This is a genomic window from Pseudomonas sp. NFACC42-2 (genome assembly GCF_900116055.1).
Classification (GTDB): domain Bacteria; phylum Pseudomonadota; class Gammaproteobacteria; order Pseudomonadales; family Pseudomonadaceae; genus Aquipseudomonas; species Aquipseudomonas marginalis.
Window position 1 is genome coordinate 497,696 of the sequence record NZ_FOZO01000001.1, and the last position, 22,210, is coordinate 519,905.

General features: G+C 58.9%; 21 protein-coding genes and 2 pseudogenes. 12 read left to right on the top strand and 11 right to left on the bottom strand.

Annotation, left to right across the window (positions count from 1 at the left end; genetic code table 11):
* Positions 1-5: 5 nt before the first annotated feature.
* Both BM416_RS02240 and BM416_RS02245 read right to left on the bottom strand, forming a co-directional pair.
* Positions 6-1,412: an amino acid permease gene (locus BM416_RS02240; protein ID WP_092484888.1), complete on the bottom strand. Its 1,407-nt coding sequence runs from the start codon at positions 1,410-1,412 to the stop codon at positions 6-8.
* A 67-nt stretch (positions 1,413-1,479) separates the two neighbouring features.
* Complete coding sequence (locus BM416_RS02245; RefSeq protein WP_092484891.1) at positions 1,480-2,514, bottom strand: histone deacetylase family protein; 1,035 nt, start codon at positions 2,512-2,514, stop codon at positions 1,480-1,482.
* Between the two features lie 121 nt (positions 2,515-2,635).
* On the opposite strand from BM416_RS02245, the gene BM416_RS02250 reads away from it, so the two are divergent.
* The 3 genes from BM416_RS02250 to BM416_RS30970 all read left to right on the top strand — a co-directional run bounded on the left by BM416_RS02250 (position 2,636) and on the right by BM416_RS30970 (position 7,223).
* Positions 2,636-3,127, top strand: coding sequence for an Lrp/AsnC family transcriptional regulator (locus BM416_RS02250; protein WP_027606753.1), 492 nt, complete (start codon positions 2,636-2,638; stop codon positions 3,125-3,127).
* A 185-nt stretch (positions 3,128-3,312) separates the two neighbouring features.
* Positions 3,313-5,475, top strand: a complete 2,163-nt coding sequence (locus tag BM416_RS02255) for a TonB-dependent siderophore receptor (protein ID WP_092484894.1) — start codon at positions 3,313-3,315, stop codon at positions 5,473-5,475.
* 254 nt (positions 5,476-5,729) lie between these two features.
* Positions 5,730-7,223: a methyl-accepting chemotaxis protein gene (locus tag BM416_RS30970; protein ID WP_092484897.1), complete on the top strand. Its 1,494-nt coding sequence runs from the start codon at positions 5,730-5,732 to the stop codon at positions 7,221-7,223.
* 82 nt (positions 7,224-7,305) lie between these two features.
* Here BM416_RS30970 and BM416_RS02265 read toward each other — a convergent pair whose 3' ends face one another.
* Complete coding sequence (locus tag BM416_RS02265) at positions 7,306-8,274, bottom strand: OmpA family protein (RefSeq protein ID WP_092484900.1); 969 nt, start codon at positions 8,272-8,274, stop codon at positions 7,306-7,308.
* Positions 8,275-8,541: 267 nt separating this feature from the next.
* Here BM416_RS02265 and BM416_RS02270 point away from each other — a divergent pair, with 267 nt between their 5' ends.
* A complete protein-coding gene (locus BM416_RS02270; RefSeq protein ID WP_092485584.1) occupies positions 8,542-9,255 on the top strand; it encodes a DUF3108 domain-containing protein in 714 nt (237 codons plus the stop codon).
* 230 nt (positions 9,256-9,485) lie between these two features.
* Positions 9,486-10,106 (top strand): LuxR C-terminal-related transcriptional regulator, encoded by a 621-nt coding sequence (locus tag BM416_RS02275; RefSeq protein WP_092484903.1) that lies wholly within the window; start codon positions 9,486-9,488, stop codon positions 10,104-10,106.
* Between the two features lie 13 nt (positions 10,107-10,119).
* On the opposite strand, the gene BM416_RS02280 is transcribed toward BM416_RS02275, so the two are convergent.
* Positions 10,120-11,754, bottom strand: coding sequence for an ATP-binding response regulator (locus BM416_RS02280; protein ID WP_175539026.1), 1,635 nt, complete (start codon positions 11,752-11,754; stop codon positions 10,120-10,122).
* A gap of 103 nt (positions 11,755-11,857) precedes the next feature.
* Complete coding sequence (locus BM416_RS02285) at positions 11,858-12,253, bottom strand: hypothetical protein (protein ID WP_092485590.1); 396 nt, start codon at positions 12,251-12,253, stop codon at positions 11,858-11,860.
* A 459-nt stretch (positions 12,254-12,712) separates the two neighbouring features.
* Between BM416_RS02285 and BM416_RS02290 the strand changes: the two genes are divergently transcribed.
* A complete protein-coding gene (locus BM416_RS02290; protein WP_092484906.1) occupies positions 12,713-13,120 on the top strand; it encodes a hypothetical protein in 408 nt (135 codons plus the stop codon).
* Positions 13,121-13,141: 21 nt separating this feature from the next.
* On the opposite strand, the gene BM416_RS02295 is transcribed toward BM416_RS02290, so the two are convergent.
* Positions 13,142-13,780: a response regulator gene (locus BM416_RS02295; protein WP_027608115.1), complete on the bottom strand. Its 639-nt coding sequence runs from the start codon at positions 13,778-13,780 to the stop codon at positions 13,142-13,144.
* A 96-nt stretch (positions 13,781-13,876) separates the two neighbouring features.
* Here BM416_RS02295 and BM416_RS02300 point away from each other — a divergent pair, with 96 nt between their 5' ends.
* Complete coding sequence (locus tag BM416_RS02300; protein WP_371856026.1) at positions 13,877-15,493, top strand: ATP-binding response regulator; 1,617 nt, start codon at positions 13,877-13,879, stop codon at positions 15,491-15,493.
* A gap of 77 nt (positions 15,494-15,570) precedes the next feature.
* Here BM416_RS02300 and alaE read toward each other — a convergent pair whose 3' ends face one another.
* Both alaE and BM416_RS02310 read right to left on the bottom strand, forming a co-directional pair.
* Positions 15,571-16,032 carry an L-alanine exporter AlaE gene (gene alaE, locus BM416_RS02305; protein WP_092484909.1) on the bottom strand — a complete coding sequence of 154 codons (462 nt, stop codon included), beginning with the start codon at positions 16,030-16,032 and terminating at the stop codon, positions 15,571-15,573.
* Positions 16,033-16,145: 113 nt separating this feature from the next.
* Positions 16,146-17,069 (bottom strand): LysR family transcriptional regulator, encoded by a 924-nt coding sequence (locus BM416_RS02310; protein WP_065941712.1) that lies wholly within the window; start codon positions 17,067-17,069, stop codon positions 16,146-16,148.
* Positions 17,070-17,244: 175 nt separating this feature from the next.
* Between BM416_RS02310 and BM416_RS02315 the strand changes: the two genes are divergently transcribed.
* A complete protein-coding gene (locus BM416_RS02315) occupies positions 17,245-17,892 on the top strand; it encodes a hydrolase (RefSeq protein ID WP_092484912.1) in 648 nt (215 codons plus the stop codon).
* A gap of 179 nt (positions 17,893-18,071) precedes the next feature.
* On the opposite strand, the gene BM416_RS02320 is transcribed toward BM416_RS02315, so the two are convergent.
* On the bottom strand, positions 18,072-18,815 hold the full coding sequence (locus tag BM416_RS02320) for a class I SAM-dependent DNA methyltransferase (RefSeq protein ID WP_065941714.1): 744 nt from the start codon (positions 18,813-18,815) through the stop codon (positions 18,072-18,074).
* A 103-nt stretch (positions 18,816-18,918) separates the two neighbouring features.
* On the opposite strand from BM416_RS02320, the gene BM416_RS02325 reads away from it, so the two are divergent.
* Positions 18,919-19,275, top strand: a complete 357-nt coding sequence (locus BM416_RS02325) for a VOC family protein (protein ID WP_092484918.1) — start codon at positions 18,919-18,921, stop codon at positions 19,273-19,275.
* Between the two features lie 58 nt (positions 19,276-19,333).
* Here BM416_RS02325 and BM416_RS02330 read toward each other — a convergent pair whose 3' ends face one another.
* Both BM416_RS02330 and BM416_RS02335 read right to left on the bottom strand, forming a co-directional pair.
* Entirely contained in the window at positions 19,334-20,203 is an 870-nt protein-coding gene (locus BM416_RS02330) for an AraC family transcriptional regulator (RefSeq protein ID WP_092484921.1), read from the bottom strand.
* Between the two features lie 97 nt (positions 20,204-20,300).
* Positions 20,301-20,474, bottom strand: a pseudogene (locus BM416_RS02335) (RidA family protein); the annotation flags it as partial.
* On the opposite strand from BM416_RS02335, the pseudogene BM416_RS02340 reads away from it, so the two are divergent.
* From BM416_RS02340 to BM416_RS02350, 3 genes and pseudogenes are all read left to right on the top strand, one after another.
* Positions 20,475-20,897 (top strand): annotated as a pseudogene (locus BM416_RS02340) (LysR substrate-binding domain-containing protein); the annotation flags it as partial. It abuts the pseudogene before it with no gap.
* Positions 20,898-20,906: 9 nt separating this feature from the next.
* Entirely contained in the window at positions 20,907-21,545 is a 639-nt protein-coding gene (locus BM416_RS02345) for a hypothetical protein (protein WP_092484924.1), read from the top strand.
* A 74-nt stretch (positions 21,546-21,619) separates the two neighbouring features.
* Positions 21,620-22,204, top strand: a complete 585-nt coding sequence (locus tag BM416_RS02350) for a DUF6630 family protein (RefSeq protein WP_092484927.1) — start codon at positions 21,620-21,622, stop codon at positions 22,202-22,204.
* The last annotated feature ends 6 nt before the right edge of the window (positions 22,205-22,210 follow it).

Genomic DNA, 22,210 nt, shown 5'->3' on the forward strand with positions numbered 1-22,210 from the left:
GTGAATCACCTATGACCGGGATTGACCACCCCGGCCGCCTTGAAGCGTGAAAACTGAAAGGCAATGCCCAGCCAGATAAACCAGGCCGGCATCACGCACAGCGCCAGGCGTGTATCCGGCCGCAACGCCAACAGGCCGAGGACGAAGGCCATGAAGGCCAGGGAAAACCAGGCCATCGGCACACCGCCGGGCATCTTGTAGAGGGATCTGGCGTGCAGGTCAGGGCGCTTTTTGCGGTAGGCAATGTAGGACGCGAGGATGGTCGACCAGGTGAAAATCACCAGGATCGCCGACACCGTCGACACAATCGTGAAGGCGGTCATCACCTCCGGCACCACAAACAGCAACACCAGGCCCAGCAGCATCAGCAAGGTGGTGAAGGCCAGGCTGATAAACGGCACGCTGCGTTTCGACAAGCGTCCAAAGATACCCGGCGCGTCCCCCAGGTCAGCCAGGCCGAACAACATGCGGCTGGCGGAGAACACCCCACTGTTGGCCGACGAGGCCGCCGAGGTCAGCACCACGAAATTGACGATCCCCGCCGCAGCCGGAAAGCCCGCCACCAGGAACAGTTCCACGAACGGGCTCTTGCTCGGCGACACCTGTTGCCACGAGGTGACCGCGATGATGCACGCCAGGGCCAGCACGTAGAACAGGATGATGCGCAGCGGAATCGAGTTGATCGCCTTGGGCAAGGTCCTTTCCGGTGCTCGGGTTTCGGCGGCTGCGGTGCCGATCAGTTCGGTGCCGGCAAAGGAAAAGATCGCCATCTGGAAGCCGGCGAAAAAACCGAACAGGCCATTGGGAAACGCCGCCTGTTTGTCCAGCAATTGGCTCACGGAGGCCGTGACCCCGGTGGGCGAAACAAACGAGCTGGCAATCAGCACCACGCTCACGCCGATCAGGGTCACCACTGCGATGATCTTGATGATCGCAAACCAGAACTCCACTTCGCCGAACAGCCTGACCGTCAGCACGTTCAACGCGAACAGCGTCAACAGCATGCCCACCGCCGGCATCCACGCCGGCACATGGGGGAACCAGTACTGGAAAAACCCGCCGACCACCACCGCGTCCCCCACCACCGCCACGCTCCAGCTCAGCCAGTACGACCAGCCGAGAAAGAACGCCGCACGCGGGCCCAGGTAGGCGCCGGCAAAGTCGGCGAAGCTCTTGAAGTTGAGGTTGGACAGCAGCAGCTCACCCATGGCGCGCATCACGAAGTACACGAACAGCCCGATGATCATGTAGATCAGGATGATCGAGGTGCCGGACAACGCGATGATCTTGCCGGAGCCCATGAACAGGCCGGTGCCGATCGCACCGCCCATGGCCATCAGCTGGATGTGGCGGTTGTTCAGGGTGCGTTGCAACGCAGGCTTTTCACACAGCCCGGACGTGGTTGTTTTCATCACAAAACCTCTTGTTATGTTTTTGAGTTTTGACAGAAAAAAGAATCGAGCGAGTGTTGTTATCAGGTCAGGCGGTCTTGCTTTCGAAGCCGTGCAGGACGTTGACGGCGTTGATGCCGATCTCGTCGACCATGTAGCCGCCTTCCATCACGAACAGCGTCGGCACGCCCACCCCGGCGATGATCTCGCCCATGCTGAGGAAGTCCTGGCTGTCGAGCAGGAAGTGGCTGATGGGGTCGTCCTTGAAGGTGTCGACGCCGAGGGAGATCACCAGCACCTCGGGGGCGAAGTGTTTGAGTTGCTGGCAGGCGTGGATCAGCGCGGTTTTGTACTGGTCCCACGTGGTGTTTTTCGGCAAGGGGTAGTTCAGGTTGAAGCCCTCCCCCGTACCTGCGCCGCGTTCGCTGCCGGCGCCGGAAAAATACGGATAGGACACCGACGGGTCGCCGTGCAGGGAGATGAACAGCACATCCGCGCGGTCGTAGAAAATATTCTGCGTGCCATTACCGTGGTGGAAATCCACATCCAGCACCGCCACGCGCCTGGCGCCCTGGGTGATGGCCTGTTGCGCGGCAATCGCGGCATTGTTGAGGTAGCAATAACCGCCCATGTATTCGCGGGCCGCATGGTGCCCCGGTGGGCGGCACAGGGCGAAGGCGCTGTGATGGCCTTCGTCGATCAGCGCCAGGCCGGTGAGCGCGATGTCCGCGCTGGTCTTGACGGCCTGCCAGGTGGTGGCGGTGATCGGCGAGCCGGCGTCCATGGCGAAGAAACCCAGCTTGCCGTCGATAAAGTCCGGCACCTGCTCATTGGCGAGGTCGCGCACCGGCCATACCAGCGGCAGCGCATCATGGCGGCGGCCGATGGCGGTCCATTCGGCCCAGGCGGTTTCGAGGAAGCTGACGTAGCGCTCGCTGTGGGCGTTGACGTAGCAGGTGCGCTCGAAGCTGCGCGGCACGATGATATCGCCCAGCCCGACGTGCCGGACGCGGTCACGCACGGTGTCGGCGCGGCTGGGTTGTTCGAATGAGGGCTTGAGCACGCCGTCCTTGAGTTCGGTGCCGTGGTGCAAACGGTGGTCATCACTAAAAACAGTCAGCATTTGGATACATCCGCCAGAAAAAGACAGGGTCTATTTTCTTCTGGCCGCGCAGGGCTTTCTTTGCTTTTACTTCTTGTACTGATAGATTTATCGGGTGTTTTTACCTCGGTCACCGTCAAATATGAAAAATAAAACCAAGCAGGTCGTTCTGGACGACACCGATCTCGCCATCCTCGCCCTGCTGCAGGAAGACGCGAGTATTTCCAACGCCCAACTGAGCGAGCGCCTGGCCCTGAGCCTCACCCCCTGCTGGCGGCGGCGCAAACGCCTGGAGGAAGAAGGCGTGATCAAGGACTACCAGGCCAACCTCGATCGCAAGCTGCTCGGCCTGGACATCATGGCGTTTGTGCATGTGCGTTTTGCGATCCACACCGACCACGCGCCGGATGCGTTCGAGGCGGTGGTGAAGGAGCTTCCTCAGGTGCTGGCGTGCCACAAGATCACCGGCGATGCGGATTACCTGTTGCAGGTGCTGGCGGAGGATCTGGACAGCTACAGCGAATTTGTCGAAAGCGTGCTGCGACGGCAGCTGGGGATTGCGTCGATCCAGTCGAGCCTGGCGTTGCGCGAGGTGAAGGCGACGAGTCGGATGGCGATTCCGAAGCGCGATTGAACACGCAAAAAAAGCACTCGCCGACGGCAGGTAATGGCCAAACGCCTGCCCTGCAGATGTGAAAAATTCGTTAACTAATTCTCCCCAAAGGCTTTTTCCGGCAGGTTTAATCTGCCAAACTAATGCGAATAATTATCAACAGATTTATTATTCGCCAAGGACGGCACTAGGGGAGAGTCCGTTCCATGTCTGTGCAACAACACGGCGGTAAAGGTTTTACACCCAGTCTGATCGCTTTGGCGGTGTGTCTCGCCACTTCGCACGCGGCCTTCGCCGCCGACGCTGAAACGCCGACAACCACCTTGGAACTGGGTGCGACCCAGATCTCCGGCGAGCAACAACTGGGCGAAACCACCGAGGGCACGCAGTCCTACACCACCGGCGCGATGAAAACCGCGACCAAACTGCCCCTCACCCTGCGTGAAACCCCGCAGGCCGTCACCGTCATCACGCGCCAGCGCATGGATGACCAGGGGATGACCAGCATCAACGACGTGGTCAATGCCACGCCTGGGCTATTCCTCAACTATTCCAGCGGCCCGGGCCGGCAGTCCTACACCTCACGCGGTTTCGACATCGACAACCTGATGTACGACGGCATCCCCAGCGGCTACAACGGCGTTTCCGTAGGCGCCCAGCCGAACCTGGCGATGTTCGACCGTGTCGAGGTCGTGCGTGGCGCCACCGGCCTGGTGACCGGCGCGGGCAACCCGTCGGCGGCCATCAACCTGGTCCGCAAGCGGCCGCTGGACGAACAGAAAGTCACCCTCACCGGTGCCGCCGGCAGCTGGGACGACTACCGTGGCGAGCTCGACGCCTCCAGCCCGCTCAATGACAGCGGCACCTGGCGCGGCCGGGTGGTCACCTCCTACCGCGACGCCAACAGCTTCATCGACAACGCCGAGTCCTATCACGGCCTGTTCTATGCCGTCACCGAAGCCGACTTGAGCGAAGACACCACCCTCACCCTCGGCTTCTCGAACCAGAAGGACAAGACCAACTACTTCTGGGGCTCGTCGATGATCGGCCAGGACGGCCATCACCTGGACCTGCCGCGCTCCTACAATCCCGGTACCGACTGGGAGAACAAGGACCAGGAAATCAACACGGTCTTCGCCGAACTGCGCCAGCGCCTGGCCTATGACTGGAAGCTTCAGGTCAACGCCAACTACGCCGAACAGAATGCGTTGTTTTCCGGTTCCTACCAGTCGCGCTGGGTCAACAACACCCTGGCGCGCACGGTCTACCAGGCCGCTTACGATGAAAACCAGGCCGGCGTCGACGCCTTTGCCAGCGGCCCGTTCCAGGCATTCGGGCGCACCCATGAACTGGTGGTGGGCGCCAGCCGACGCATCTACGACATGACCACCCACAACTACAGCCCCTACGACACCAACTGGCCCCTCACCGCAGGCAAACCGGACTTCGTCCACACCACGGACGACCGCGAGGTCACCACCCAGGACGGTGTCTACGTGACCACGCGCCTGAGCCTGGCGGACCCGTTGAAGCTGATCCTCGGCGGGCGCCTGGATTGGTATGACTACGATGCCCACGGCAGCAACGACGGCGACTATCACGTCACCCGCAACCTCACCCGCTACGCGGGGCTGATCTACGAGCTGGACGATCATCACTCGGTGTACGTCAGCTACAGCGACATCTTTACGCCGCAGAGTTCCAAGGACACGTCCGGTACCCCGGTCAAGCCGATTGTCGGCAAGAACTACGAGGTCGGCATCAAGGGCGAATACCTGGGTGGCGCGCTGAATGCGAGCGTGGCGCTGTTCCGTGTCGACCAGGAAAACCGCGCCACCCAGGTGACCGTGCAAAACTGCCCACAGACGGAGTGCTATGAAGCCTCCGGCGAGATTCGCAGCCAGGGGATCGACTTCGAACTGCAAGGCGCGCTGACCGAGAACTGGCAGGTCGGCGGTGGCTACACCTACGCGCGTACCCACACCATCAAGGATGAAGCCAACCCGCAGAAGGTCAACAAGCAGTACGACACGGACGTTCCGGAGCACCTGTTCAAGCTGACCACCCGCTACAACTTCCAGGGCCCGCTGGAGAAACTGCGCGTGGGCGGCAACATCTCCTGGCAAAGCCGCCTGTACAACGACGTCAAGCTGGCTGACGGCAGCACCTACCGCCTCCAACAGGGCGCCTACGCCGTCACCGACCTGATGGCCGGCTACAAGGTCAACGACCACCTCGACCTGCAGCTCAACGCCAACAACATCTTCGACCGCCGCTATTACTCCACCATCGCCAACTCCGTGAGCTATGGCGGCGACGCCTACGGCACCCCACGCAACATGATGCTGACGGCCAAGTACAGCTTCTGATCCACCTGGCGAACGGGGGTCCTAATGTGGGAGGGGGCTTGCTCCCTCCCACATTAGGCCCCCCGTTCGCCACCAGGAATGTGTTCTGCCCCCTCCGAACGCGTTCGCGCTTAAAGTCCCCTCCCCCAATGCCGATAAGCTTTTTGCTTTCCTGCACCTGCAAAGTGCCTGATACCGGCTTTGCTATGTACCCGCGGGCCGTAGTGGCACGCCGCATGCTTTGATCCTTGCCAGACCACATGGAGTAAGAGTGAATGCCCGCACGCGCACGTTTCCTGGAGCACTACCGCAAGGCCGACCGCATCATGCTGGCATTGATCTGGCTGATGACGCTGTTCTCCGTCGGGCTTGCGTTCTGGCACGACACCCTGACCCAGGCGATTGTCGTGGGAGGAGGCACCAGCACGGTGCTCACCGCGCTCTACCGCGCCATCGGCGGCACACGGGTGATGCGTTGTGCACTGGGCGCGGGCTTGATGGTCATGGCGGCGCTGCACATCAATCAGGCCCAGGGCGTGATCGAAGCGCACTTCGGGATTTTCGCGCTGCTGGCGGTGCTGACGTTCTATCGAGACTGGCTGCCGATCCTGGTGGCCGCCCTGACGATTGCCGTGCACCACGTGGTGTTCCATGCGTTGCAGCATCAAGGCTTCCCGGTGTTCGTGATGGCACATCACGGCGGTTGGACCATGGTGTTTGTCCACGCCTTCTACGTAGTGATGGAAACCATCGCCCTGCTCTACCTCGCGGTAAACAGCCAGGCCGAGGCGGTGGAAAGCGAGGAGATGCTGGAAAAAATGCTCGCCGTCACCACCCAATTCACCGTGGAAAGCGCCAAAGGTGAAGGCAAGATGCACGTCTCCCTTGCCAAGCGCTTTGACCATTTCCTTCAACAAATCACCCACCTCATCGACGGCGTCGCCCGCGACTCCCACGGCCTCGGCCAACTCGGCCAGGAACTGGCCCACGCCAGCGGCACCCTGGAAAAAGGTGCTCGCCACCAACTGGCCGAAATCGCGCAAATGACCGACTCCATGCAGCGCATGGAAGACGCCATGGGCCACATTACGGTGCACGTCGAAGAAGCGGTTGAGCACGCGGGCGTCGCCAGCCAACAAATCCTGCGTGGCCAGGAAAGCGTCGGCCGCGCCCAACACGAAATCACCCAACTGGCCACACGCCTGGAAGGCACCAACCACACCGTGCAAGGCCTGGCGGTCCAGGCCGAACAAATCGGCTCGGTACTGGAAGTCATCAGCAGCATCGCCAACCAGACCAACCTCCTTGCCCTCAACGCCGCCATCGAAGCGGCCCGCGCCGGCGAACAAGGCCGCGGCTTCGCCGTCGTCGCCGACGAAGTACGCAGCCTGGCGCAACGCACCGCCGTTTCCACCCAGGAAATCAAAACCATCATCGAGGGCCTGCAGCAAGGCAGCCGCCAGGCCGTGGAAGCCATGCACGACAGCCGCCAGGGCGTGGAACGGTGTGTGGAGGACAGTCAGCTGGCAGTGGAAATGCTGCGAGCGGTGGGCAATGACATTACCCAGATCGATGCGCTGAATGGGCGGATTGTCTCCACCACACGCGAACAGACTTCGGCGAATCAGGAGATTGTCGGGCGCTTGCAATCGGTGCAGAGCATTGCTCAAAACACCGCTGACGACGTGGAGATGCTGGCCAGGAGCAGCGAGCAGCTGCCGCCGATTGCGGTGCGGTTGGATGCGTTGGGGAGGCGGTTTCACCCGTGATAATTTGGGGCTCGCCATCGGCCGGAAGCCATCAGGGGTCTCGTCTTGACGGCCCGGGCCGCCCCTGGTCCTGAGCGTTCGCTTAGTCTTGCTTGACCAGCTCGACCCTGCGGTTTTCAGCTTTGCCTGCCTCGGTGGCGTTGTCGGCCACCGGGTCAGCCTCGCCAAATCCGGCCGCAGATAACCTCGCCGCGTCGATGCCCTTGGCGGTGATGGCAGCCTCGACGGCCTTGGCGCGGCCGTATGACAATGTCTTGTTGTGCGCGGGGTCACCGGTGTGATCGGTGTAGCCGTTAATGGCCAGTTTCAACGATGTATTTTGCTTGAGTAACAACGACACTTGCTCGATCTGTGGCTGTGAACCCGGAAGGATGCGGGTCTGGTCAGTCGCAAAGTTGATGTGCAATGCCACCTTGCCGGTTTTATCTATCTGCGCTTTCAGTTCACTGGCCGGCAACAGGCCGGCCGTTATTTGCAGCGGTTTGGTTTCGGCAATCAGCAGGCCGCCGCCGAACGCGTAGCTGCACAAATGAATCCAGATATCGCGGTCGGCGCGATGGATAACAAACACCTGCGCGGCGTTATTCCAAATGTCCCCCAGGCCGCTGTTGTATTTGAGCGCGAAGTCCCGCGGCCATTCTTTGATCTTCTGGCCAGGGTCTTCCGGAATCCTGCCATCGAAGATCTTGCTGCCGCCCAACGAGGACACGACGGACTCGAGGTTGCGCTGCAATTCCAGGTCGGAGAACGCCTTGCCCTGCGCGGCGTCGATATGGGCTGACCAGACCTTGCCTTCTACCACTGCCAGGCGATCACCGGTCCAGAAGGGTACCTGATCAAAGTCGGAGACATCGGGCGCGGTGGCGATGACATATCCGTCGGGAAGAGCGATGTAGGGAAAGGCGCCCAACGGCACGTTCGACACCTCAAGGCTCGCGGCATCGAATACCGTGTTGTCTGCTCCCTGCTCGAATGACGAGGCTTGAACGCTAAGCCCCAGGGTGACGATTAAAACCAGGGTAGTCGCTGCTGTTTTTTTCAATAACGTCATGTTCTTCCCGCAAATCCTTAACACCCAGGGTGTGATAGTCGAGCGGATATAGGGTGCTGCTGTCGTGGCTGCTTATAAAACCGGGGCAATCGAGATAACTCAATAGCACAGCTGCCCTATTGCATCGCGCTTTAGCGCTGGATCACAGTTGTTCGCGCTCTAATAGGTCTTTTCTACACTATTCGACGCTGCCGATCGTATTGAACAGGGATGCTTTTTTTGAAACCTATAACCACCAGAAAAATTGAAATGAACGCTGCGCTGGCAATGGCCTTGATCTCGCTGTTAACCACCAGCGCTACCTGGACCGAGGCAGCCGTTGGTGCAACGGCCTCCTCGGCACCGTGTACCAATGAAGCGGATTTCCAGGCCGGCACCGTTGTGGAGTCTGAAAGTCGCGACAACACCTCTGCGGTAACCAATCGTAGTAAAACCGAAACGCTGGGCCATGAAGACTTCGCCGGGGCCAACCCGGTGGCGTCATTACACACCACGTTCATAAGCAATTCGCCGGTGTATTTAACGACCACCTTTGCGCAAATCAAGGACGGCCAGTTGATTCGCTATGGTGATCGGCACGGTGCCGGGCCTTCGTTGACTACGACCCTTTACACCCCTCCTCCCACCACGCCGCTGGATTTACAACCCGGGCAGACAGTCACCGTCAGTTACAAGAACCAGGTCGTCAGCGGCGGCACCACGCTTGAGTTTGGGGTATCAGAAAAGCTGACCTACCACGGCCGCGAGACGATCAAGACAGCACTCGGGACGTTCGAGACCTGTCGCTTCACCAATGAAATTTCCACTGGATCAACGTCCGGTCAACAACCGACCCAGAAGGTCGTGGTGCAGAATTGGTTTGCTGCCGAAGGGCCCTACCGTGGGCAATCAATCAGGTCGACCAGTCTCTCCGGAACGAATGGTGGACAGGAGCGGCTCGTTGAAGTGGTCAAGATGCGATATGAGACGCGAGCCAACTAGGTAGCTTTATGCCCAGGCGATGAGAAGGAGGATAGCACTGCCCTTCCTGGCAACGGGTTCAAGCACGCTGTTTGTGCCGCAATTGCATCGAGCAAAATGTACTTAATTGCTTAATGGCCTTTAGTAACTAGTACAGGTGTACTAGTTCAGCTGTTCTATATCATAAGTTGTATGAGTCGGACATGATCAAAGCGTGTTTTCATTGATCTGGACGGGTTGTGCTTGCTGATATGAGTTGCCGAATTGTGGTGGCGGACGAACACCCACTTTATCGAGAGGGCATGACAGGACTACTGGAGCGCTTAATACCTGAAGCAACGATAAAACAGGCAGGAAACCTGGAGGAAGTCTGGATTCTCCTGGAACGCTGGCAACCTGTCGCCATGCTGTTTATCGAAGTATATTTGCCAGGGCTTTGCTCCTTGAAAGAGCTTGCAAAACTGTGCGAGGAAAGAGGCACTACTGCAGTCGTTGTTGTTTCGACAGTCGATGACAGTGTGGTCATTACGCGAGTGATGGAGGCCGGCGCCAATGGTTTTATTGGCAAGAACATTTCAGCCGAAGAGGTACGTAACGCCATCAACGATATTCGTAACGGCCAAGTAGTGGTCAAATACGAACCGGCCGAATCACCATCATTTGAAAGTGATCACGCGATGGGCAAACTGACGTCGCGACAGCGGGAAGTCTGGCATTTGATCGCACAAGGTAAAACCAACAAGGAAATTGCCGCTGAACTGGAAATCTCTCCCTATACCGTGCGTATTCACGTGTCTTCGCTGATACGTGCCTTGAACGTACCCAATAGAGCAGTAGCCGCCGCGCGTTTCGCGGGGCGCTACACCTGCTAGTCCCTTGATGGATCTACGGGTAACTCGCACTGCACTTCATTGACTTGACCTGCTCAAGCAACACGTTGCGCAGTTCCGGCGGTCGCACCGGTTTGGCCAGTACCGAGATATTGAATGCGTGCAGTGATTGACGGATGCGCTCGATTTCGTGCCCGGTGATGACCAATGCCGGTATCTCTTGACCCCGGAACTCGCGTATTGCCGCGATACATTCGGACCCCGAGACCTTTGTGCCCAGGTCGAAGTCGGCAATGATGATGTCGCAATCGCTGGCCAGGGTATCCGCATCACTGTGGGTCTCGACGACGCAGCCCCATTTCTCCAGCAGGGCCTTGGTGGCCAGCAACACATTGGCGTCGTCTTCAATCAGGCATATCCGGAGTCCGTTCAGGCGCTCATGGGTGCTTTTCATCCGAGGCGCGATGACCTTTGGGGCGGCGTGTTTCAACCCGCTGATTGCCACCTGGGTGCCGCGCCCGGGCGTGGAGCGAATATGTACATCGACATTGAGCAATTGGCTGATGCGCTTGACGATGGACAAGCCCAATCCCAGGCCCTCGACATCCTTGTCGCGTGCGTGGCGCACCCGGTAAAACTCTTTGAACACGTCCGGTAAATGTTCGGCGGCGATACCGCAGCCCTTATCGTAAACCACCACGGCCAAGCCCTTTGGCTGGCGTCTGACACCGATCAGCACGGGCTCTCCCGATGCGTACTTGATCGCATTGGACACCAGGTTCTGCACCATGGTGGTCAACAGCCCCCCATTGACGTTCACCCAATGCGGGCAAGGGTGCAGGCGCAGTTGAACCCCGGCCCAGCGCGCGGCCTCGGTGTTCTGTTTGACAACCTCCTGCAGCAGTGCGCCCAGGTTCACCGGTTCCGCTTGCGGCTCCAGCTTTCCGTTGTCGAGGGTGTAGATATCCAAAATCGAACGGAACAGTTGAGAGACGGTATGCAGCGAACGGTCGATGTTGTCCACCAGTCGCAGTTCTTCGTCGCCCAGATTCGCGTCACGCAGGCACGCGGTGAACAGGCCGATGGAGTGGATGGGCTGGCGCAGGTCGTGGCTGGCCTGGGCGAGAAAGCGTGATTTCTCCTGATTGGCGGCGATTGCCTCTTCCGATGCGATACGCGTGCGTTTGAGCAGAATGTGCGCATAGGCCGGCACGACGATGGTGGTCACGATCAGCATCAGGAACATGTAGGGCTGCGCGCGCCAGAAGGGGTTGAACAAGAAAATAACGATAAGGGTAGACAACGCGATCACGGTTGCCAGGGCCAGATAGTGTGAGCCGAAACGCATGCCATTACCCAGGGTCACCCAGAGCAGCGCGGCATAGATAGGCAATGCACCTTCGCCTCCCAGCACCATGGCGAAAGCGATACCGGTGTAGTCATGGAGCATTGAGAGCAAGCGCCGCCAAAAAAAGTGTCCTGGCCAGCGCTTGATCGCCATGCGCAAGAATATCGACACCACGATGAAGGTCGAGATATACACGATGATGGGCGTGTAGGCTGCGGTATCGCTGGGGCGCAGCCCGCTCAGTATGATGATGTACAGCAGCGCACAGGCGCTGACGGTCAGGCGCAACGTGGCCTGATTGAGTTCGCTGTTCTTTTCCACGCGTTCAACCTCATGGACCATGGGGGATGCATCGCTGGATGCCGCCCCCTTGAGGACAATAAGGCGTAGGTTGGCGTGTTAAGGCATCAAACGACACGGCGTGTCGTATCAGAAGCGGAACGTGTCAGTAAAGCCTGTAGTAATCCACCACGTCATCCACGAAGTAAATTATCAACTTCGTTCCCTGGGTCTGGCTTTGAGCTTTTTTCGTGCCCGTCACACTGCCGACATCATTGGCGACACCCTGTGCCTTGGACACTTGCGACGAGGCGTCGTACATCTTCAGGCTTGTCTCGGTCGAGACATATTTGTGGGCCAGGGTCATGTACTTTTCCAGACCCTCCTGGTTTTTATCATAGGTCCAGTTGGATCCGTTGCTTCTGCTCGTTGAATCAAGTTGCTCTTCGGCTGGAGCGCCGAACAATTGCGTCACCTGAGTCTTGGTAGTTTTTCCCGGGATGATGGTTTTCTTCAGGTAAGCAACATCGTACTTTTGTGCTCCAGGATTTAAGGAATTCATCAAATCCCCAGTGTTAGCACAGCCTCCCAGGCCTGCGGTCAGTATGCACAGCGTGAATCCGATTCCAAGTAGTTTTCCATATTTCAAGCACATAGACTTACCTTGAGTTGTGATTAATACCATTCCATTTCGACCGGATGCACGGTGAAGTTGACACAACGTAGTGCAACTAATCGAGCCTTTGGATTCACAGGCGGGCAAACACACTGGAACACTTCAACGCTGAAGTCAAAGTGCATTCCGGTGTGCGCTCGGGCTCAAAGCCTTTAAGACTTTTTCGAGCGTGTACAGCTTATGAGGGCGCGTGAGCTGACGCTATAGTACAAGTGTGCTATAGGCGACCAACAGGGACTTGTCTAGCATAGACAGATGGGTATTAATGGCTTGAATTAATGTAATAAATTGCTCGCCAGTTGATGTAACGCCGGATTATTGAAGCCGCGGGAATGGAGTCGAAATATGAAATCATGGATCACCGTCTTATCCATTCTGATGCTGTCCGGGTGTGCGGGTTCTCCCTTGAGTAATCTGGTCACGAACCAGCGTTATCAAACGACATCGGACATTACTGCTTCATGGGTAGGTGCGTCCGAAGATGAGTTGGTGACGTCATGGGGAGCGCCAAAAAACAGCCATGGCCTCAGTGATGGCAACTCGAAAATCATCGGCTACGACTACGTATGGCTTACAAACGGCAGCCATTCGATGGAATGGGGTTATGTGCCTGATTACGCCCGTTGCGAACAGCGGTTCATGATTGAAAAGGGCGTGGTGACCCGCTGGTATTCATCTGGCGACTGTCCAAAAAGGCCTAAAGGCGCCAAGTTGATCCCCGGTAACACCCCCGTGCCCCAACCCACGCTCTAATGGTCATTGCACCGTCTTGATTCAAGTATCGAGCTTGCCCGGCCACCCACTGGCACCTGGAAAGTTACTGAATTGAGCCGCCGCCGCCGCACGGGTGGGCACACCCAGGGACTTAAGCAGAGTGGAAACATGGATGCGTACGGTGAACGGGGAGATCCCCAGTTGCTTGGCTATTTCCTTATTGGTCTTGCCCGCTGCAACCAGGCCGAGCACTTGCCGCTGGCGGGCGGTGAGTGAGGCAAGGCTTGGGTCCAGCAGGGGATTTTCGGGGTTGTACTTCACCACGACCTCCCCTTCCCGAATCGCCAGGATGGCTTCGGCAATGCCTGCCGGATCAACGTTTTTGCCGATAAAACCATCAGCACCTTGGGCGATGACCTGGGAAATAATGTCCAAGTCATCGACCATCGACACCACAATGATCGAGGTGCGCTTGAACTCGTTGCGCAGCTGGCCTATGACCTGCATAGACGTGATACCGGGAAAGCGCAGGTCCAGAATCAACGAATCAACTTCTGCGCCCGCACGCGCCAGCGCCAGTACTTCATCCAGATTGCCCGCCTGCTCTATCATCGCTGTCGGCATAAGCCGTTCTATGGTTCTCAGCATACCTTCGCGAAACAGAGGATGGTCATCTGCCACTATGATTCTGTGCGTCATGTCAAGGTCCATCTCACCTCAGGTCCGGCGCATCGTAACGCAAACTGTAACGCCAGGTTTCAACTTTTAAGCGACTTCTTACCCTGGAGAATCGCAATGAACATGACGGAAAAGAACAGTGAGCTGGACCAGGCCACGTTGCGGTTGACGGTCAGCACCTGTGCTTCGCTGTACATCTTTGTGGTGGCCCTCCTTCCTTCAAGTGACTTCGCCACCTATGTACCGATCATGTGGTACATGGCGTTTTTCATCAGTGTGGCAGTCCCCCTGCGCATGGCGATCAAGCGCTGGCCAGGGCACTTTTTCTGGCGCCGATTGTTCGCCATGGCCCATGACTATACCGGCATCGCTTTCGCCATGATCGTGGGTGGAGAAGGCGCGTTGCCGGTTTATGCAGCGTTGCTCTGGGTCACATTGGGCAATGGCATGCGCTTTGGCTCGCGCTACTTGACCGCCGCGACACTCATCGCGCTGAGCATGCTGGTCATGATCTTCATGCTTACCCCCTTCTGGCGCGCGCAGCCCTACATGTTCCTGATGCTGATCGTGACCACCATCGTCGTGCCGGCCTATGCGCACATTCTGCTCAAACGCACGCGTATCGCATCGGAAGAGGCAATCGCCGCCAATCAGGAGAAATCACGCTTTCTCGCCCAGGCCAGCCACGACCTGCGCCAGCCCATCCACTCCATCGGCCTGTTCACCGCGTGCCTGCGTGACGCGAATCTGGGCGGCGAAGAACTGCGGCTGGTGGACAATATCGACCGCTCGCTGCATACCGTCTCTCAATTGTTCCGTTCGATCCTGGATATCTACACCCTCGACAACGGAAAGCTGGAGCCGCAAGCGGAGCCGGTGAACCTGGGCGCGCTGCTGCGGGACGTCGTCAAACAGAACACCGAGGCCGCGCGCTGGGCCGGGGTTCAACTGCGCCTGCGCCCTTGCGAGCACTGGGTGAATGTCAATGCGGGGCTGTTGACCACCATGGTGCAGAACCTGGTGTCAAATACACTCAAATACGCGTCCGGCCAACCGGTCTTGATCGGTGTGCGTCCCAGAGGCAAGGGCTTGGCCATTGTTATCTACGACAAGGGACGCGGCATCGCCGCTGAACATCTGCCGGACGTATTCAAGGAGTTTTACCGGGTGCGCCACGCACGCGACAAGGATGTCGAGGGCCTGGGGTTGGGCTTGTCCATCGTCAAACGCATCAGCCAGTTGCTCAATCTGGATATCCAGTTGGACTCCCGACTCGGCCAAGGCACCCGCGCCACTATCCAACGCCTGGAAAGCGTCGCGCCGGGCACCGAGACACAACGGCCAGCGCCCACGCAAAGCCGTCTGCAGGGTCTGCGGATATGCCTGGTGGAAGACGATTCCAACGTACTGATGGCGACCTCGGCCTTGCTGGAAAAATGGGGATGCGAGGTAGAAAGTCATAGCGATGGACTGAACGTGACCACGGAATGCGACATCATCATTGCCGACTTCGACCTGGGCCCTAGGATTTCAGGCTCCGAGTGTATCGCCGCGATTCGCGAACAGCGTGGCTGGGAAGTACCGGCCATGATCATGACCGGCCATGAAATCGAGCGTATCCGCAGCACATTGATCCACATGAATATCTCCATCCTGTCCAAGCCCGTGCGTCCGCCTGAATTGCGAACGACCTTGCTCGAACTGACCAAGCATTTCGCCAGGGAAATGGGTTAGCTGGAGGATGTCCATGCCCGGATATATCGAAGAACGTCCGTCCGACCACCGCAACAGAATCGCCCAGCAGCGGTCACTCAGCTGTTCAGCGACATCGGCTTGTCTCCACCCGGAGGCAATCCAAACACCTTGCGCACCCCATTGAGAAACGCCCCATAAGGCCGGCCCAGAACCAGCATCATCAACGCCGCACCGAGCGTGCCGCGCACCAGCCCACTTCCCGATGCACCACTGAAGGCAATGATCGCTGCATAGATGGGCACCTGGAAACTGACGAGGGCGAGACTGTCCCATAGCAACCTGGAAACCCGCCCCTGACTGGCGCGCGTCATCACCCAATCCCGCCATAGACCGTAAGGTCTCGCGACCGGCACCATCAGCACTGCGCCCAGAAGGCGCGCATGAAGGACCTGATCCCACGCCATGCCGGCAATGAAACGTTCATTGATGATGCCGGTGATTGTGAAAAACACGATCAGCGCTGTTGTGTCTGCAAAAAACGCAGTCCGGCCCATTGACTGTCGCGAGCGTTGAAGCACATCACATCTCCTGTCCTGGCTTGAACAAACAAAGCGCTGGACCTTGATTCACACACGGCGCCAGCTCAGCCAACAGTGCCAACCTTCAGCCCGGTTACTCGGCCCACCATGATTCAGCTATTCGGCGGCGCATCTTCCCGATGTGACAGCGGCTGCACCGCCAGGTGCGGAGATTCGCCGAAGAACTCGATCAGCAGTTCGGTGAGCACGCGTATTTTCCGGGCGGGATGCGGACCCGGCGGGCGGAGGATGTAGGCCCCGGCCGGTGGTGGTGGATGGTTTGTCATGATCGGTACCAGTGCGCCGGATGCCACGTGTTCATGGGTGAGGCAGTCAGGCAGGTAGGCGACGCCGAGGCCAGCAATCGCGGCGGCAACAAGGGCGATGCCGTTGTCGGCCTTGAAGCGTCCTTGTGGACGAACCGTGATGATCTTGTCGCCGTCCATGAACTGCCAGGCTTCAGTGCCTTGCAGAAGCGCCTGATGGTCGACCAGGTCGTCCGGCGTCGCGGGGGCACCGTGCGCCTTGATGTAATCCGTGCTCGCGACGAGCTTGGTATAGACCGGGCCAATGCGCCTTGCGATCAGGTTGGAGTCCTTCAGATACCCCACGCGAATGGCGCAATCGTAGCCCTCGGTGATGAGGTCAACGAAGCGATCGCTGTAGCAAGTCTGCATATGCAACTGAGGGTGACGGCGTGCCATTTCCGCCAGCACCGGTGCGAAATGAGTCGGGCCAAACGACAGCGGGACGGCCACGCGCAGGCGGCCGCGAAGCGCGCCGGCAGGCAGGATCGTTTCCTTGGCGATGTCGATCTCGGTGCAGACTCTGGCGGCGTAGTCCCTGAATGTCGCGCCGGACTCAGTGAGTGCAGCCCCGCGAGTGGAGCGTGCCAGCAGTTGCACGCCCAGTTCGCTTTCAAGCCGAGCCAGGCGACGACTGACGATCGACTTCGATACGCCAAGACGCACCGCAGCCTGCGAAATGCCCCCGGCGTCAGCCACCTCCACGAAGGTCTGTAGTTCTTCGATATCCATGCTTGCGTTCCCCGTCATGCGACACAGCACATCGCACGATGCTACTACTGCGTCGAACATGGGAACAGCACAATGGATTTTCCAGGCACAGCTTCCTCTACCCGTGTCCTGGAATCCATTACCCGCACGGGCTCAGGCCCTTTTACCAACGTGCCCCCATAAAAAGGATTTGCCCATGGCAAGCGAGACTCTGCGCAACCCCCATACCGACCCACTACTGACCCCGGAAAACTCAGCGTTGATCATCATCGATTATCAGCCTGTTCAGGTTTCCTCGATCCGCTCGATGCCGCGTGACGAACTCGTCTTCAACATCACCAGCGTCGCCAGGGCGGCGGTCAACTACAACCTTCCGATCATCCATTCGACCGTCAATGTAGCGACCGGTCGCAACAAACCGCCGATCCAGGAACTGCAAGAGGTACTCGGCCACCTGCCGACCTATGACCGCACCTCGATCAACAGTTGGGAGGACATGGAATTCAAACAGGCGGTCAAGGCACTTGGGCGTAGGAAACTCATCATGACGGCGCTCTGGACCGAGGCCTGCCTGACATTCCCGGTGCTCGACGCTATCCAGGAAGGCTATGAAGTGTATGTGCCGGTCGACGCGGTTGGCGGCACATCGCTCGTCGCACACGAGGCGGCGCTACGCAGAATGGAGCAGGCGGGCGCGAAGCTCATCAGCCGCGTGCAGATGTATTGCGAACTGCAGCGCGACTGGGCGCGAGAAGTGACCGTGCCGGGCTTTATGGGCGTGTTCGAGAACTTCGACGGGTTCAACGCTGAAAAGGCTCTGGAGGAAGCGGGCAAGAAAACCTGATCAAAGGGCAGTTGATGATTGCGTGATGGCCCTCGCCTGATGTGGCGATCATCGGTCAACGCTTGCGTCCCCAGGTTTCAGCCGCAGAAGAAGCGCCAGCAAGTTAAATCAAATCAACTCAACCCGCGCTGGCATCATTGCGATCCAGCGCGTCAGCATCAGGGCTGCCTGGCAGTTCATTACCGCTTCACACACACAAACAACGCATTGCCGGTCACGCCCGCCCAGGGCGTGATCCGTTCATAGTCATGCTCGAACACCTGCACCTCAAAGTACGGCTGTAACAGCCCCTGCAACTCCGTGAAACTCAGCGCCACCATGGTGTGCTCATCCTGCCAGGCCTGGGTCACCCCCGCCGTGGTCTTCTCGATACTCAGGCGCAGTGCCTGCTGCTCCCCTTCGCCGCGGTAATGCCAGCCGGAGCCGAAGGTGAAATGGCTGCCTTCAAACTCCACGCTATGGCGTACCAGCAAGCGGTTGTCGATATGCAGTTTGTCCACCGCGTTGAAGCAGAACACGCCGTTGTCGGCGAGTGCGCCGTGCACGCTGGCGAGGCAGGCGCGCAGTTGGGCCAGCCCGGGGTTGTAGTGGGTCGAGTACAGGAAGCAGGTGATCAGGTCTTGCGGTTCGTCCACCTGGAAGCCGGCCATGTCCTGGCGGCTGAACCGTGCCTCGGGGCAGCGCAGTTGGGCGAGGTCCAGCATCGGTTGGCTGATGTCCAGGCCGGTGCTGCGGTAGCCAAAGTCGAGGAAGTGGCGCACATGGGGCCCGGTGCCGCAGGCAAGGTCCAGATGGCGGCGCCCGTCATTGCCGAACAACTGGTGCAGGCGGCGCACGCTGTGGCTCTGCGCGCGGTAGTCGATGTCGGCGCACATCAGGTCGTAGTAGATGGACAGGTCGGTGTACAGCGCGTTGGAGGACATAAGTGGCCAGAGGGTTCGGCGGGAATTTCGCGGCGGCATGGTAACCCAGTCCTGGGTGTAAACCGCTACACTCGCCCCTCAACCATCCGCCAAGGAGGCAACCATGAGCGTTCGCGGTCAAGACCGACAGATCGACAATATCGAGTTCAACGTGGGCGACATCGCCCGCAGCAAAGCCTTCTACGGCGCGGTGTTCGGCTGGGCATTCGTCGACTACGGCCCCACCTACACCGAGTTCAGCGATGGCAGGCTGACCGGCGGGTTCACGACCGGAGAGCCCGTTCGACCGGGTGGCCCGCTGGTGATCCTGTACGCGGATGATCTCGAAGGCACGCAGCAGCGGCTCAAATCCGCAGGCGCCGTGATCAGCCGCGAGACCTTTTCGTTCCCCGGTGGCAGCAGGTTTCACTTCATTGACCCGGATGGTTATGAACTGGCGGTGTGGACCGCTCAGCCGTAGCTGGCCGCAACACCAGGCGTGGAAGCGCAGTCGCGCTCCCACAGGCCGGCGAGCGCCGCTATTGCAACGGCACATAAATATCGGTCTGCCATTGATCCTGCGGTGTCTCGGGGAAAATGCTCAGGTATTCGAAAAACAACGGCTGGTCCCGAAGCTCTTCGCCGCTGCCAGGCAGCCAGTCGCGGTAGATCGGATAGATCGACTCTGCGATGTGATCCGGCGAACCCACGTGACGCACCACCACACAGCGCCCGCCGGGGATGACGCGTTCAGTGACGCCGAACCCATTCGCGGCCAGCGCCTGGTGAATCTCGCCGCAAATGGCAAACCGGAACTCATCGGCCGGGGTCGTATCAGGATTGTCGAAGGGAATACCGAAGCTGCGACTTGAAGCCACCGGCGACTGCCCGCTGTGCATGCGCCACGCAATGAATGTCTGCACGCTTTCATTCACGCGCCCTGGGGCGCCGCGGTGCTCGAATGCGGCCACCTTGACCGCGTGAAACTCCACAATTCGTACCTGCATGATGATGCTCCTGGAAAAGTAAGGGACGCTGAACACCGCGCGCCAGAGCTGCCAATCCGGTCGTTTCCGGAATGCGCTCGGCGCCATGCCGAACGCTCGCCTGAACGCCCTGGCAAAGGCTTCAGGACTTTCGAAGCCGGCCCCCAGCGCCGCCTCCAGCACCGAATAATCAGCGCGGGAAGACAAGTCATGTGCCGCGCGGCGCAGGCGCATCAGTTGCACATAGCGCGCAACCGGCATGCCCACGAACGCGGTGAATTGCCGATGGAAGTGAAACACCGAAAAATGCGCCACCTCGCTCAGCGTCTTCACCGACAAGTCACCTTCAAGATTCGCGTCGATATAAGCGAGTACGGCGTCGAAGCGCTGTGTGTAGGCGGCGTTGCCTGGCAAGTCAGACACGGTTTGCAAGCTCCGGGATAGGCGTTGGACGATAGGATCGACTATACCGACAGCCTGCGCCTAGCCGTGCTTGCTGAGGTGGATGTGCCAGCACGGATTACAAAGGAAGCCTGGCAATCACCTTGATCTCGAACTGGTACCCATACAGCCAAGTAACCCCCACGCCAGTCAGCGTCGGGGGCGGCGCCTCGCCCCAGAACTCCGGCACCACCTTCCAGATCGTCTCGAACCTGGATTCGGGATCGACGATAAACACCGTCACGTCGATCAACGGGAACTGGAAGACGCCAACCATCGTATCGTCGGCTTCCTGTGGGCCCGCACCGGCAAGCCCTTGCCCTATGCCATGGGCAAGCACCAGGAAAGTCTCCAGATCAAGGGCCGCTACGCCCTGGCGGTCGATGATGGCAATGCCTACCTTGCTGCCGGCCTGGCAGGCCTTGGCGTGTTGTGGTTGCCCAGCTACATGTCGAAAGCCTTCGAGGACCGGGGCGAATTAGTGCCCTTGTTCAAGGACTGGGACCTTGATCCGATGCCGCTTTACGTGGCCTTTCCGCCGAACCGGCATATCAGCCTCAAGCTGCGCGTGTTTATCGAATGGGTGACTGAGTTGATGGCCGTGCATGCACCTGTCAGTGGGCGAGTACGGCCCCTTCATAGTATGGTTGCGGCCACCAACCCTCACAGGATCTGAAGGTTACCCATGCGTTTACTGTTTCCCCTGGCCGTCAGCTTGACACTGATCGGCTGCGCCACCACCAAAACCGACGTTCGCAACGAAGCACACATCAGCCGATATGACCCGGCCACTACCGCGCGTATCCGTCTGATCACCGGTGACACCACCCACGCAGGCTTTATCAGTGGCCAGACCTGCGAGATGTTCTACAACGAGTCCCTGCTGACCAAAACCCCTGAAGAAGCCGGATGGCAAACAGCCCATGTCGACTCGGCAGGGCTCTACCCTTTCCGGGCGACAGACCGCCAGAACAGCGTGATTGGCATGCCTGCCAGCAAGGCGAGCAAAGCCATCAATCAATCGCCCAAGGTGTTTGACGAACATGTCATCCCGGCGGGCCAACCCTTTATTGCCGGGTTCGCCATGGGGGGCTCGCAGCTATCCTGCTTTCCCGCGCCTGTCACGCTCATCCCCGAGCCCGGTAAAGACTATGAAATGGAACTTCAAATGATGAAAATCAGCACGTTCAAGGCCGGCTGCGTGATTGCCGTCCGCCAGCTCTCCACCCAGGCCGACACCACCGTAGAAACGCCGCTGAGACCCCAGGTATGTGCCAAAACACCGTCGGGCTGGTACACCGTGCCCCCAGCGTCCTTGCCTTGATCGTCCCGGGACAGTTGTTGAACGGCAGTTGCACTTGACTCAATGGTTTTCCTCACACTCATACAGGGACAGACATGGGCATTTTGGATCGATTGTTTGGTGGACGCTTTACCATGCCTCCTCCCGAGGAAACCAACCTCAGCGCTTCAGCGATCATGAAAGAGCTGCGGCCCGAGCGCAGCGACCCCACCCAGAAAAAAGCCCTCGAAGCCTTTGCCCAGGCGCTGGTGGCGACCACTGCGGAAAAAGAAGGCACCAGACTTGTCCGCCGCGTTATGCGCAGATACGCGATGGGAGATGACCCCTGCAGTGCCCTCACCGAAGGTTTCCTGAATGACGCCAAGGGGCAAAAACTTGAACACCTTGTACTCCTCAGCGTGGATTGGAAGGGCTATGACGTGTTTGAGTATCAAGTGCCCTTTCTGGTCAGCGCCAGTGGTTTGAAGGCGCCCTACCCCTATGTACGGGAAGACGCTACCTCCATGCCACAGGTTCTCGATAACTTTGACCAGTGGCTCGCCCGGTTCGGTAAACGGTTTCTTCACCTGGACTCCGGAGGTGAAAATTACGACGGTTTCATTGTTGACACGGATCGACTGGAAGACGTTATCGAGCTGGCTGGTCGAGCGGGAATCCACGTGCGTCTTGAGAGCTTCTGACTCTGC